This window comes from Paenibacillus haidiansis, from assembly GCF_036553665.1.
Taxonomy (GTDB): Bacteria; Bacillota; Bacilli; order Paenibacillales; family Paenibacillaceae; genus Fontibacillus; species Fontibacillus haidiansis.
Genome location: NZ_JAZHPZ010000001.1, coordinates 61,893 through 76,167, shown reverse-complemented (window position 1 = coordinate 76,167; position 14,275 = coordinate 61,893). Strand labels below are relative to the sequence as shown.

Below are 14,275 nucleotides of genomic sequence, written 5' to 3'. Positions count from 1 at the left end.
GGGGCGAAACTATGGCTGAAGAGAAATACGCGCTGGAGATGAGAGGCATCTCCAAGGAATTTCCCGGCGTTAAGGCGCTGGACGGCGTTACTTTGCAAGTGCGGCCCGGAACCGTTCACGCGTTAATGGGCGAGAATGGGGCGGGGAAATCGACATTGATGAAATGCCTGTTCGGAATTTATAAACCCGACGGCGGAGAAATTTATTTGAACGGTCAAAAAGCCGAAATCAACAATTCCAGCGATGCGCTGGCGCTGGGAGTTTCGATGATCCATCAGGAATTGCACCCGGTGCCGTTCCGCAGCGTCATGGAAAATATATGGCTTGGCAGATTCCCGGTAATGGGCTTCGGTCCGCTCAAATTTGTAGACCACAAGAAAATGTACCGGGATACGGAAGAGCTGTTTAAACAATTGGATATCGATATCAATCCGGAAACGATCGTCGGAAAGCTGTCGGTTTCCAAAATTCAATCGATTGAAATCGCCAAAGCGGTATCTTTCCATTCGCAAATCATCGTGATGGACGAACCTACGTCTTCCCTGACGAGCGTTGAAGTGGAGCATTTGTTCCGCATTATCAACGATTTGAAGAAACGCGGAGTCTCCATCATTTATATATCCCATAAAATGGAAGAAATCCTGCGTATTTCCGATGATGTCACGATCATGCGGGACGGAAAGAAAATCGGAACCTGGCCCGCTTCGGAAATGACGACGGATCTGATCATCTCCAAAATGGTCGGCCGCGATCTGACCCAGCGGTTCCCGGACCGGCATAACGTACCGGACGGCGTCATTCTCAAGGTAGATAATTTGACTTCATCCAATCCGAAGTCGTTCAAGAATATTTCGTTCGAGCTTCGCAAGGGAGAAATTCTCGGCGTCGGCGGGCTCGTCGGCGCGCAGCGGACCGAGCTGATCGAAGCGCTGTTCGGACTGCGCGAAATCGCGGGAGGAAGTATCGAAATTAACGGTAAAAAGGTCAAAATCAAAAGCGCGGGCGATGCCAAGCGGCACGGCCTGGCGCTGCTTACGGAGGAACGCCGCACGACCGGTATTTTTCCGGTCTTGTCGGTCCATGAAAACGCGGCGATCGCCAATATAGAACGCTACGTACAACCTTATTTACTGCTGAATAACCGCCGGAAAAAGGAAGAAGCCAACAAAATGGTCGAGAAGCTGCGGACCAAGACGCCTTCGCCCAAAACGCTGATCATGAATCTTTCGGGCGGCAACCAGCAGAAGGTGCTGCTGGCGCGCTGGCTGCTTACCGAGCCGGAAATATTGCTGCTTGACGAGCCGACACGCGGGATTGACGTCGGGGCGAAGTATGAGATTTATTCCATTATTGCGGATCTGGCCGCGCAAGGAAAAAGCATCATCATGATCTCATCCGAAATGCCGGAACTGCTAGGCATGTCCGACCGTGTGATGGTCATGTCCGAAGGCCGTCTGACAGGGATTCTGGACGGGGATAAGGCTACGGAAGAAGAAGTTATGCGCTTGGCTGCCCAGCATTAAGGCAAAGAGAAGGAGGAGCAAATCATGGAAACCAAAAAACTGCAAAATTTCGTTACGCAAAATGCGATTTATATCGTGCTTGCGGTGCTCGTGATCGGCATCGCGGTGTACGACCCGAGCTTTATCGGCATCAATACGCTCCGCGACATTCTGATCCAGTCATCGACCCGGGTCATTATCGCCCTCGGCGTGGCCTTCATTCTGATCACCGGCGGCACCGACCTGTCGGCCGGGCGGATGGTCGGGCTGACCGCGGTTATTTCGGCGTCCATGCTGCAGGTGGAGGAGTATCCGCGGCGCTTCTTCCCGGACCTCCCGCAATTGAATATGTTAATTCCTATCCTGATCGCCATCGTAGTCGGCCTGATCTTCGGATTGATTAACGGCTTGATCGTGGCCAAATTCAAAGTTCCGCCGTTTATCGCCACGCTCGGCACGATGGTGGCCATCTACGGGATCAACTCGCTGTACTTCGATACGGAGCCGAACCAATCGCAACCGATCGGCGGGCTGCGCGGCGATTTTACAAATCTCGGCTCGGGCAGCATCGGCAGCGGACAATATTCGCTTCCTTACATCGTCATCATCGCCATCGTTGTCTGCTTCATTGTCTGGGTGATGTTCAACAAAACCCGGCTCGGCAAAAATATGTACGCGATCGGGGGCAATGAACAAGCGGCCAAAGTATCCGGTATTAATGTAACCAAATATTTGATTCTTATATACTCCTTCGCCGGCGCCCTGTACGGACTCGCCGGGGTGCTGGAGGCGGCCAGAACCGGCGGCGCGACGAACAACTACGGGAACATGTACGAGCTGGACGCCATTGCGGCCTGCGTCGTCGGCGGGGTATCCACCACCGGCGGGATCGGTACGGTGCCTGGCATTATGGCTGGCGTACTCATCTTCACCGTCATCAACTATGGCTTGACCTTCGTCGGAGTCGGTCCGTACTGGCAGCAAATCATCAAAGGCGCGATCATCGTCGCCGCGGTTGCCTTCGACATGCGGAAATACGCATCCAAGAAATAATAGCATTCCATTATGGGCCCCTTAACCAAATTTCCAATTTTCCATTTTTTTCGCATGCGTGAATTATGCATTCATGTTAAAATGTGACAAAGAATAGCAAATTTATTGGAAAAGTTACTAAGGGGAGAAGTATCCATGAAGAAGACAAACTTAAGACGCATTTCAACCGGCTTGGTATTCTCCGTCTTGGCGGGAGCCTTGATATTGGTACCGTGCGGCGAACAAACCGCATCCGCCGCTCAATCTCAGCGGCTTGCGGCCCTGTACGCCAAAATCCAAACCGAACGCGCCGCCGAGGTCGTCGCGCTGGTCAACAAAGAGCGGGAGGCCGCGGGCCTGAAACCGCTGACCGTCCATACGAATTTAACGAAAATGGCAAAGACGAAGGCTATAGATATGTACAAGAACAATTATTTCAATCATACTTCACCCTATTACGGCTCGCCTTTCGATATGATGGACGCGTTCAATATCACCTACCGATATGCCGGCGAGAATATCGCCAAAGGCCAGAAATCCGCGAAAGAGGTCGTAGCTGACTGGATGGACAGCCCGGGCCACAAGGCGAACATTTTGAACGCCAACTATAACCTGATCGGGGTAGGTTATTATAACGGGTATTGGGTACAGGAATTTATCGGGACCAAATAAAATTTTCAATCCTAACCGCTCCTTAGCCTAAACGGCCGGGGCGGTTTTCATATGCGCAAAAATATTTTTGTTCCCGATGAAACCTTGAGCCGCTCGATACGTAAACATTTATCAAGATACTTAAAATTAGGGAGGAAAATGAACGATGTCGATTTTTAAAAGATTGCGTGATTTAACCATGTCCAATATTAACGCGCTGATTGATAAAGCGGAAGACCCGATTAAACTGACGGATCAATATATCCGCGATATGACGGAAGATCTGGAGGACGCGGAGAAAGCGGTAGCCGCGCAAATCGCGATCGAGAAGAAATTCAAGGCGCTTTATGAAGAGCAGGAAGCGCTCGTCGCCAAGCGGACGCAGCAAGCCCACACGGCGGCCCAAGCCCAAAATGTCGATCTCGCCCGCCGCGCCCTGGAAGAGAAGAAAGCCGCCGAGGAGAAGATGAACGAGTACAGGGCAAGCTACGAGCAAAATAAAGCCTCCGCCGACAATCTCCGTGCGAAGCTGGAGGAAATGCGCAAGCAGCTGACCGAGATGAAGAACAAGCGGGAAACGCTGGTAGCCCGTTACAATGCGGCTAAAGCGCAAACCGAAATCAACAAGACGATGAGCGGGTTCAGCTCCGACTCGGCCGCGGGCGGCCTGAAACGGATGGAAGAAAAAATGCTGCAAATGGAAGCTCAAGCCGAAGCCAGCAACGAGCTGAATTCCAAGGCTTCCGATCTGGACGAAGAATTCGAGAAGCTCGGCAAAGACCAGGCCGTCGAGGATGAATTGGCCGCTTTGATGAAACAGTACGAAAACAAATAATCTCGGCCATATCCGAGATTAACTATAAAGCGAGGCAATGGAACTCATGAGTGTTTGGAAAAGAATCGGCAATCTGTTCGCGAAGCCCGAGCCGCCTCAGCCGGAGAAGAGCATGCTGACGCTGTCTCCCGGCGATATGTGCGAGGTGTCGTTCGTCACCTACGAGGTCACGGGACGGGTCCATAACCGCGGCCGGAACGCGGTCGTGCTGACGCTCCAGGACGGGGCTCGGATCAGCTACCTGCTGATCGAGGAACGCGAAGCCTTGCAATATCAGCTCTACCGTCCGATCGACGGCCGGATCGATACTCCGGATGTCGTTCCGTCGGAGATGGAATTGGACGGGAAAACCTATTACCTGGATGAGCAGTATATCGGGACCGTAACCGTCGCCGGCCGGACTCCTTTCATGCAGGGGGGCGAGCAGCATGTATGGCAATTCCAGTCCGACGATTTCGCCTTGCTGCGCATCGAATGGCAGAACGGACGCTTCATGCTGTACGAAGGGGAGAAGATCATCCCCGCTGACGTCAAGGTGATTAGAGCGAGCTGAAATGAGAAACAAATAGAAGCAGTGCCCCCGCGGCACTGCTTTTTATGTCATGTTTCCGGGACCCGGATTTATATCCCGAACAGCGTGATGCCTTACCGAATTTGCTTCCGGGTTCAAGAAGTTTTATGTTTATTACATAAACTGGAGAGGTTGCTTAGGGACTATTTTACAGGAGGAGAGTTGCTGATGTTAACGGGGTCCCGAATTTGGCGCGTGACGGGTTGGATCTCCGCCTTGTCGACACTGCTGCTGATTTGCGGTTTTCTGTATGCGGTCCGCGATGTTTTGTTTCCGGCCCGTACGGATTTGAACGGGACCGGTTCGCAAGTCGAGAGCGGTCCGACGGCACCGCCGACCATGGCGGCCATGGACGTGACGGCGATCGGCGATTCCTTGGCGAAAGGCACGGGGGATGATACCGGCAGCGGGTTTGCCCGGCGGACGGTCGATCTTTTGACCAAGCAGGGAGTTTCGTCCAAACTGGTCAACAATTTGGGCATCAACGGGCTGACGGCGAAGGAGCTGCTGCCGATGCTGGATGAGCGCGGCACGCAATATGCGCTGAGCCAAGCCGGGATTATCCTGCTGTCGATCGGCGCCAACGATCTGTTCGACGGTGCGGAACAGCTCGAGACGATGACGGAGCTGCCCACGGAAGCCCAAATGGAAAAGAGTATAAACAACGCGGGGGCGAATTTCATCAAGGTAATCGGCAAGCTGCACGAAATCAATCCGCAGGCGCAGCTTGTGTATATCGGCTTGTATAATCCGTTTTCCGATATGAAAGAACTGAAGGATGCGGGCGACCGGGCGGTGGCGAAATGGAACGCGATTGCGGCGGATGCCGTAGCCGCCCATGGCGGCGGCCTGGTGGTGCCGACGTCCGATCTGTTTACGCTGCAGGCCGGCCGGTATCTTTCCGGCGACCATTTCCATCCGAACGGGACGGGGTATCAGGCCATCGCCGAGCGAATTGTGCAAGGCATCGCCGTAAAAGAGTAGCGAGGGAGTGTGGCGGACGTGGCCGTGAATCATGAAGCCGTGCGGGAGCCGCGGCAAACGGTATTGCAGGTGGAAGGCCTAAAGAAGCGGATCGGCAAGAAATGGATTGTCCAGGACGTATCCTTTGAAGTCCGCGAAGGCGAGATTTTCGGATTTTTAGGACCGAACGGAGCAGGAAAAACGACGACGATCCGCATGCTGGTCGACCTCATCCGGCCGACCGAAGGAAGTGTCAAGGTGTGCGGCTTCGATGTCAGCCGGGAGCCGGAACGCGCCCTCGGCCTGATCGGATCAATCGTGGAAAATCCGGAGGTCTATAATTATTTGACTGGGTGGGAAAATCTGGAGCAATTTGCACGCATGATGAAGGGCATTGACGAGTCTCGGATCTCCGAGGTGGCGCGGATGGTCGGCTTGGACGAGCGGATTCACGATAAAGTGAAAACCTATTCGCTCGGCATGCGCCAACGTTTGGGGATCGCCCAGGCGCTGCTCGGCAAGCCCAGATTATTGATTCTGGACGAGCCGACCAACGGTCTGGATCCCAAGGGGATCAAGGAGCTGCGCCAGTTCATACGCCAACTGGCCGAGCAGGGCATGGCCGTGTTCGTCTCGAGCCATCTGCTGAGCGAAATCCAACTGCTGTGCGACCGGGTGGCCATCATCAGCCACGGCCGCGTGCTTGCCGTCGGTACGGTAAGCGAGCTGATTGCGGAAAGCTCCAACTATGTAGTATGGGAGCTTGAACCGCGTCCGCAGGGAGAAGCGCTGCTGAAGCAAGCCGGCGTAACGGTCGTCGAACAGGCTGGCGATGTGCTGGACGATGCGATTATGGCCGGCATCGGCGATAAAGCGGTCGTGGCGCAAATGCGGGGGGAGGACATCCCCGGCCTGCTGTCGAATTTAGTCGGGGCGGGGATTAAAGTCGGCTCCGTACACAAAATCAATCCAACGCTGGAACAGTTGTTTCTGGAGATGACGAATGATGAAAGTATCGAATAACGGGCTGGTTTCGCTGATTCAGAACGAAACGGTCAAGATGATCAAGAAGAAACGCTTCTACGTCGTGCTGCTGGTGCTGCTCGTGCTGGTTCCGATTTTTTCATATGCGCAAATGAAGCAGGCGGAGGACCGCCGCGAAAAGTACGGCACGGACTGGCGCCGGGAGGTGCAGCAGGCGATTACGGACAACCAGAACTCGCTCGGCAGCGACCGGGTGCCGGAGGAATGGAAAAAGTACCGGCAAATCTATATTCAGCAAATGAAATATTACCTGGAGAAGGATGTAAATCCGGCGCAGCCGGGAGGCGTCTCGTTTACCCGGGAGTTTCTCGACAATGCGTCGGGATTGTTTATACCGCTGCTGATTATGGGAGTCGGCGCGGATATCGTCTCGTCGGAGCGGACGTCCGGCACCGTGAAGATGCTGCTGACCCGTCCCGTGCGCCGTTGGAGGGTTTTGCTCAGCAAGCTGATTACCCTGCTCATGTTCGTCTCGCTGATCGTATTGTCGACGTTTGTCATTTGCTATTTGATTTCGGGACTGTTTTTCGGGTATAAAGGATTTAGCTTTCCGGTGTTTACGGGGTTTCGTCTGGTCGGATCCGATGTCGACATCTCCGGGGTGCACGCCGTGCCCCAATGGAAGTATCTGTTCATGCAGGCCGGACTGATCTGGTTCGTCGGGATCACCGTGGCGATCCTGACTTTCATGGTCTCCGTCTTGGTACGCAGCACGGCGGCCAGCATCGTCATTATGATGGCGGCGCTGATCGCGGGCAGTATTTTGACGAATATGGCTTCCTCGTGGGAAAGCGCAAAATATTTGTTCATGGTCAACTTGGGGCTGACCAATTATTTGGCGGGAACGCCCGCTCCGATCGAAGGGATGACTCTGGGATTTTCTTTGGCCGTGCTGGCGATTTGGGCGGCCGGATCGCTGATTGTTTCATTCCTCGTCTTTACTAAACAGGATATATTGAATTAAAATGGACAAGTATAACAAAACATCTGTTTGCATTTGTAGTACATAAATGACTACATTAAGTTGCTAAAAGGGGGAGCATGAATGGCCGAACAAATCGATTTGTTCGAAGACGCCTCCGGGGTCAAGCCCAGTGAAGCGGCTTCGGGATACGACGCGGACGACATTCAAGTGCTCGAAGGGCTTGTCGCGGTACGTAAACGACCTGGTATGTATATCGGCAGTACGAGCTCGTCGGGACTTCATCATCTGGTATGGGAGATTGTGGATAATGCGGTCGACGAGCATTTGGCAAAATTTTGTACCAAAATCGATATTTCGCTGAATAAAGACGGTTCCGTAACCGTCGTGGACAACGGGCGCGGCATTCCGACCGGAATGCACAAAACCGGCATTCCTACACCGCAGGTCGTTTATACGATTTTGCATGCCGGCGGGAAATTCGGCGGCTCGGGTTACAAGAAATCCGGGGGCCTGCACGGAGTCGGCGCATCGGTGACGAACGCGCTGTCCGAGTGGCTGGAGGTCGAAATTTACCGCGAGGGCAAGATCCATCGCATGCGGTTCGAGTATTGGGTCGACGATCGAGGGATCGAGCATGTCGGAGAGCCGGTGACGGGCCTGGAGGTTCTGGGCAACACGAACAAGACGGGCACGAAGGTTACGTTTAAGCCGGACAAACGCGTATTTGTAAATGGAATCGGATTGAATTACGATACGCTCGCGGAACGATTGCAGGAGATCGCTTTTCTGAATTCGGGCCTCAAGGTGACCTTGAAGGATGAGCGGTCGGGCAATTCCGACGAGTTTTTTTATGAGGGCGGCGCGAGCCAGTTCGTGCAGTTTCTGAACGACGGCAAGGATGTGCTGCACGATGTGGTTCATTTCTACGCCGAGCGGGATGACATCGAAGTGGAGGTGGCCCTGCAGTACAACGCGGGCTACACGGAAACCCTGGTTTCCTTTGTCAACTCCATTCCGACGCGCGGCGGCGGAACCCATGAAACGGGGTTCAAAACAGCTTACACTCGGGTGATGAACGAGTATGCCCGCAAAAACGCGATGCTGAAGGAGAAGGAAAAAAATCTCGAAGGCAACGATCTGCGCGAAGGGATGATGGCGGTCATCAGCGTCAAAATGTCCGAGGTGGAATTCGTCGGACAGACCAAGGACCAGCTCGGCAGCGCTTCCGCGCGCAGCGCGGTGGACGCGGTCGTCGCGGAGAAGATGGCCGTGTTCCTGGAAGAAAACCCGCAGGTCGCGCAGATGCTGATCAAGAAGGCGATTCAGGCCTCCAAGGCGCGGGAAGCGGCCCGCAAGGCGCGGGACGACATGCGTTCCGGCAAGAAGCGGAGCGAGAGCAGCAACCTCGGCGGCAAGCTGAGCCCGGCGCAGTCGAAGGACTATACGCGCAACGAACTGTTTATCGTCGAAGGCGATTCCGCCGGCGGCTCGGCCAAGCAGGGCCGGGATTCGAAAATTCAGGCGATCCTGCCGCTGCGGGGCAAGCCGCTCAATCCGGAGAAGGCCAAGCTGGCCGATATTCTCAAGAACGACGAATACCGCGCGCTGGTTGCGACGATCGGTGCGGGAATCGGCCCGGACTTCGCCTTGGAAGACAGCAACTACGCCAAGATTATTATCATGACCGACGCCGATACGGACGGAGCGCATATTCAATGCTTGCTGCTGACCTTCTTTTACCGTTATATGAAGCCGCTGATCGAAGCAGGCAAGGTGTATATCGCTCAGCCTCCGCTCTATAAAATCACCCGCCGTTCCGGCAAGCTGGAAACGGTGCGGTACGCATGGAGCGACGAGCAGCTGCAAAACTACCTGAAGGAATTCGGCAAAAACTTCGAGCTTCAGCGGTATAAAGGGCTGGGCGAAATGAATCCGGAGCAGCTGTGGGAGACGACGATGAATCCGGAAACCCGCACGATGCTCCAGGTCCAGATCGAAGATGCCGCGAAGGCGGAACGCCGCGTTTCCACCCTGATGGGCGACAAGGTCGACCTGCGCAAACGCTGGATCGTGGAGAATGTGGATTTCACGGAGTATGAGGAATAGAAGGTGACATGATTTGAGTTCATTGGAGAATTTTCTGCCGGCCTTTCTCGAAGAAGTCGTTGGCGACCGGTTCGGCCGGTATTCCAAATATATTATCCAGGACCGGGCCATCCCCGATGTCAGGGACGGATTAAAGCCGGTGCAGCGGCGTATTCTGTACGCCATGTACGACTCCGGCAATACGCCGGACAAGCCTTACCGCAAATCGGCCAAAACGGTCGGGGACGTGATGGGTAACTATCACCCGCACGGCGACTCCTCGATCTATGAAGGCATGGTGCGGATGGCGCAGCCTTGGAAAATGGGGCATGTGCTCATCGACGGCCACGGCAACTGGGGTTCGCAGGACGATGACCCGGCGGCGGCGATGCGGTATACCGAAGCCCGCCTGTCGCCGATCGCCATGGAGCTGCTGCGCGATATCGAGAAGCGGACGGTTCCGTTCAAGGACAATTTCGACAATACGGCGAAGGAGCCGGTCGTTTTGCCGGCCCGATTCCCGAATCTGCTGGTCAACGGCGTCAGCGGGATTTCTGCCGGGTTTGCGACGGAAATTCCGCCGCATAATTTACGCGAAATTATCGATGCCTGCGTCGCCATCCTGGACAAGCCGGACCTGTCGTTGGCGGAAATCCGCCAGTATGTGAAGGGCCCGGATTTCCCGACCGGGGGCATTATCATGGGCGAGGACGGGATTCAAACCGCCTATGAGACCGGGAAAGGGCGGATTTATCTCCGTTCGAAAACGGAAATCGAAATGCTGCGCGGCGGCAAGCAGCAGATCGTCGTTACGGAAATTCCGTACCAGGTCGTCAAATCCCGCCTCGTGACGGCGATGGAAAACATCAGGCTGGAGAAAAAGGTCGACGGCATCGCCGAAGTCCGCGACGAAAGCGGACGAAACGGCCTGCGCATTGTCGTCGAACTGAAAAAGGAAGCCGATGCACAAGGGATTCTGGCTTATTTGCTGAAGAAGACCGATCTGCAGGTAAACTATAACTTCAATATGGTCTCGATCGTCAACCGGGCGCCGCGCCAGCTTGGCCTTAAGGCGATGCTGGACGCTTATCTCGAGCATCAGCGCGAGGTGGTGACCCACCGGACCAAATTTGAGCTGGAAAAGCTCGAAGACCGGGCCCATGTGCTGGAGGGCCTCGTGAAAGCCTTGAACATCCTGGACGAGGTGATCGCCGCGATCAAGGCGTCGAAGAACCGCCAGGATGCGCAGAACAACCTTCAGTGGATGTTCGGCTTTACCGAACGCCAGGCGGATGCGATCCTGACGCTGCAATTGTACCGGCTCACCAATCTGGAAATCACGACGCTGCAAAAAGAGCTTGACGATATTCAAAAGAAAATCGTCACGCTGCGCGGAATCCTGGAAAGCGACAAGAAATTAGTCGCGGTGATCAAGAAGGAACTGATCGAAATCCGCGACAAATACGGTATCGACCGACGCTCGGAAATCCAGGGCGAGGTCGAGGAACTCAAGGTAAATCTGGAAGTCATGGTGGCCCAGGAGGATGTCCTGGTCACACTTTCGCACGAAGGATATATCAAGCGGACAAGCATGCTGTCCTTTACGCGCTCCGGCGGAGAGAAGGATGGATCGGGAGTTAAGGAAGGCGACTACGTCAAGCATGTATTCGAAGTCGATACGCTGCAAAACATCCTGCTCTTCACCCAGCGCGGCCAATATTTCCTGCTGCCGGTCCACCAGATTCCGGAATTTAAATGGAAGGACAACGGCACCGCGATCGTCAATGTGATTCCGCTGGCCAAAGAGGACCGCATCGTCAGCGCGGTTCCGCTCAAGGGCTTTGACGAACCGGGCATAAGCCTCGTCTTCGTCACGAAGCGCGGTCAGGTGAAGCGAACCGAGCTGAAGGATTACGAGACGAAACGGTCCGGCGCCGTTGCGGCCTGCAAAGTGGGCGACGGGGACGAAATTATCAGCGTGACTGTCAGCCGCAACAACCGGGACATTCTGCTCCTGACGAAGCAGGGGATGGCGATCCGGTTTGCGGAAACCGAAGTCAACGCCATGGGCCGCGTGTCGGCCGGCGTCAAAGGCATCGGCTTGAAGGAAGGCGACGAGGTCGTCGCCGCTCTATGGGTGGAAGGCGACGAGGGCGAAGTGCTGGTCGTGTCCGATCTGGGCTACGGCAAGCGGTCGCTGCTGCTGGATTATCCGGTGCAGAGCCGCGGCGGCAAGGGCGTCCAGTCGTTCGAATTCAAGGAAGGCAAGCGGGTCAAGCCGAACGGCAGCCGGCTGGTCGGGGGTTTCCACTGCAAGGAGCCGCTGGCGCTGCTCGCGGTAACGAAGGAAGGCGGCATGCATCATTTCAATTCCGAGGATTCCCCGCTTGCCGACCGCAAATCGGTCGGCAAGCAGCTCGTGCCGGTGGACAAACAGGACGAGATCACCGATTTGCTGGTTAGATCGGAAGGGTAAACAATCATAGAATAAATATAGTGCAATTGTCCAAGCCCGGAGACCTTAAGGCCTCCGGGTTTTTGTCATCCTCACCATGTCAGATTTTGACGAGATGGTTGATAAAAGCTTGTATGGTATGATCCAGAAACATATTTTTACGGTAGACGAGACCGACCGTCTTTCGGGGAGTCGGATCTGTCAGCGGGATCACGGCGATATCCGGGTGGCTCAATCCTTTGGCATAGGAAGCGGGCAGCACGGTTCCGCCGACATTCTGAATCACCATCTGCATTTGGGATTCCATCGTCGACAGCTCCATGATGGGCTGCAAATGGAGGCCGATGGATTTGCAGGCGGAATCGATCATCTGCCGGACCAAAAATTTCGGCTGAAACAGTACGAGCGGCAGCCCGCTCAGCTGTTCAAGCCGAATGGAAGCGGACCCGGCGAACGTGTGGCGGCGCGAAACGACGAGAATCAGCTCGTCGTCGAAAAGCGGCACGCTCTCGATCTGCTCATCCTCCAAAGGCAAGTAGACGACGCCGAGATCGAGTTTATTGCCGAGCAAGCCATCATGCGTCTCTTCCGTCGCCAGCTCAACCGCATTTACGACAATCCCGGGGTAGTGACGGTGGAAGGAAATCATCGCCTCTGTCATGAGATGGTTTCCGGAACAGCCGATCCGGAGGCGGCCTCTTTGCAGTCCGGCCAGTTCCCCGATCTCCAGCCGGGCCTGCTCCAGCTCATGGATCACGCGCCGGGCATGCTCCATCAGAATGGTTCCGGATTGAGTGAGATGGATTTTCTTTCCCGCGCGGTGGAACAACGGGGTGCCGACTTCCTGCTCCAATAAACGGATCTGATGGCTTAGGGTCGGCTGGGTAATGCCCAGTCTGTCGGCGGCCTTGGTAAAATGCAGTTCCTCGGCGACCGCCATGAAATAATCCAATAACCGGTGTTCCATGGTAATCATCCCCATTATAGATAATTCCTATGATTATAATTGATATCATGTTATTGATCAATGATAAATCTGAGAGTATAGTTAATTAAAAAGCAGCGGTTAAGAGAGGAAGCGAATAACAGTGAGCCAAATTCAATTTACTCGAAATGAGCAGCCCAAAGCGAAACCCGACGCGAATCATCTGGGCTTCGGCAAATATTTTACCGACCATATGCTGGTTATGGATTATACAGAGGATCAAGGATGGCACGATCTTCAAATCGTACCCTACGGCCCGATCAGCCTGGACCCGTCAGCGATGGTGTTTCACTACGGCCAGGAAGTGTTTGAGGGCATGAAAGCCTATAAAACGGCGGATGGCCGGATTTCCCTGTTCCGGCCCGACATGAATTTAAAGCGGCTTAATGCGTCTTGCGAGCGGATAAGCATTCCGCAGGTCGATCCCGAGGCGTTGATGGAAGGCATTGTGGAGCTCGTCTCCGTCGACCGGGAGTGGATTCCGGAGGGGGACGACACTTCCCTCTATCTTCGTCCGTTTATTATCGCCACGGAGCCTTGTCTGGGTGTTAGAGCGGCAAAAGAATATAAGCTGATGGTAATCCTGTCGCCGGTCGGCTCTTATTACCCGGAAGGGATTCATCCGGTTTCGATTTACGTTGAGGATGAATATGTCCGGGCGGTTCGCGGCGGAACCGGCATGGCCAAAACCTCGGGCAATTACGCCTCTGGAATCAAGGCTCAGGAAATTGCCAAGCTGGAAGGTTTCTCCCAGGTGCTGTGGCTGGACGGCGTGGAAAAGAAATATATCGAGGAAGTCGGCAGCATGAATGTCTTCTTCAAAATCGGCGGAGAAGTGATCACGCCGGAGCTGTCGGGCAGCATCCTCGCCGGTGTTACGAGAGATTCGGCGATCGCCTTGCTGCGCTCTTGGGGCTTGCCCGTGACGGAGCGGAAGCTGTCTGTGGCCGAACTGTTCCAGGCGGCCCGCGATGGTAAATTGGAAGAAGCGTTCGGCACAGGGACGGCGGCGGTGATATCCCCGATCGGGACGATGAAATGGGGAGATGAGCAAATTTCCATTGCCGGCGGCGATACGGGCGAATGGTCCAGGAAGCTGTACGAGGCCATTACCGGTATCCAAAAGGGACTGCTCGACGACCCCTTCGGCTGGAGACAAATTATCCTGTAGCAAACCATAGTCTTGATATCTTGATAAACAAGCCACTTTGGCCGGATATTCCGGCC

At 54.7% G+C, this 14,275-nt stretch carries 12 protein-coding genes; 11 read left to right on the top strand and 1 reads right to left on the bottom strand.

All coding sequences use genetic code 11. The features are described 5' to 3' along the window. Positions 1-11: 11 nt before the first annotated feature. The 10 genes from V3851_RS00320 to gyrA all read left to right on the top strand — a co-directional run bounded on the left by V3851_RS00320 (position 12) and on the right by gyrA (position 12,084). Positions 12-1,523: a sugar ABC transporter ATP-binding protein gene (locus V3851_RS00320; protein ID WP_331844503.1), complete on the top strand. Its 1,512-nt coding sequence runs from the start codon at positions 12-14 to the stop codon at positions 1,521-1,523. A 24-nt stretch (positions 1,524-1,547) separates the two neighbouring features. Next, entirely contained in the window at positions 1,548-2,555 is a 1,008-nt protein-coding gene (mglC, locus tag V3851_RS00315; RefSeq protein WP_331844502.1) for a galactose/methyl galactoside ABC transporter permease MglC, read from the top strand. A 135-nt stretch (positions 2,556-2,690) separates the two neighbouring features. Further along, positions 2,691-3,206 (top strand): CAP domain-containing protein, encoded by a 516-nt coding sequence (locus V3851_RS00310; RefSeq protein ID WP_331844501.1) that lies wholly within the window; start codon positions 2,691-2,693, stop codon positions 3,204-3,206. Positions 3,207-3,351: 145 nt separating this feature from the next. Further along, the gene (locus V3851_RS00305) at positions 3,352-4,020 is read left to right on the top strand and encodes a PspA/IM30 family protein (protein WP_331844500.1); all 669 of its coding nucleotides are present in this window, start codon (positions 3,352-3,354) and stop codon (positions 4,018-4,020) included. 46 nt (positions 4,021-4,066) lie between these two features. Beyond that, positions 4,067-4,573 carry a DUF4178 domain-containing protein gene (locus tag V3851_RS00300; RefSeq protein WP_331844499.1) on the top strand — a complete coding sequence of 169 codons (507 nt, stop codon included), beginning with the start codon at positions 4,067-4,069 and terminating at the stop codon, positions 4,571-4,573. A 186-nt stretch (positions 4,574-4,759) separates the two neighbouring features. After that, positions 4,760-5,575: a GDSL-type esterase/lipase family protein gene (locus V3851_RS00295; protein ID WP_331844498.1), complete on the top strand. Its 816-nt coding sequence runs from the start codon at positions 4,760-4,762 to the stop codon at positions 5,573-5,575. 18 nt (positions 5,576-5,593) lie between these two features. Further along, positions 5,594-6,577, top strand: a complete 984-nt coding sequence (locus tag V3851_RS00290; protein ID WP_331844497.1) for an ABC transporter ATP-binding protein — start codon at positions 5,594-5,596, stop codon at positions 6,575-6,577. Continuing rightward, a complete protein-coding gene (locus V3851_RS00285) occupies positions 6,561-7,562 on the top strand; it encodes an ABC transporter permease (RefSeq protein ID WP_331845224.1) in 1,002 nt (333 codons plus the stop codon). Before V3851_RS00290 ends, V3851_RS00285 begins: the two co-directional genes overlap by 17 nt. Positions 7,563-7,643: 81 nt before the next feature. Next, positions 7,644-9,629, top strand: a complete 1,986-nt coding sequence (gene parE, locus V3851_RS00280) for a DNA topoisomerase IV subunit B (protein WP_331844496.1) — start codon at positions 7,644-7,646, stop codon at positions 9,627-9,629. 13 nt (positions 9,630-9,642) lie between these two features. After that, a complete protein-coding gene (gene gyrA / locus V3851_RS00275; RefSeq protein WP_331844495.1) occupies positions 9,643-12,084 on the top strand; it encodes a DNA gyrase subunit A in 2,442 nt (813 codons plus the stop codon). A 79-nt stretch (positions 12,085-12,163) separates the two neighbouring features. Here gyrA and V3851_RS00270 read toward each other — a convergent pair whose 3' ends face one another. Beyond that, positions 12,164-13,045, bottom strand: a complete 882-nt coding sequence (locus V3851_RS00270) for a LysR family transcriptional regulator (protein ID WP_331844494.1) — start codon at positions 13,043-13,045, stop codon at positions 12,164-12,166. 100 nt (positions 13,046-13,145) lie between these two features. Here V3851_RS00270 and V3851_RS00265 point away from each other — a divergent pair, with 100 nt between their 5' ends. Next, positions 13,146-14,219, top strand: a complete 1,074-nt coding sequence (locus V3851_RS00265; protein WP_414859251.1) for a branched-chain amino acid aminotransferase — start codon at positions 13,146-13,148, stop codon at positions 14,217-14,219. The last annotated feature ends 56 nt before the right edge of the window (positions 14,220-14,275 follow it).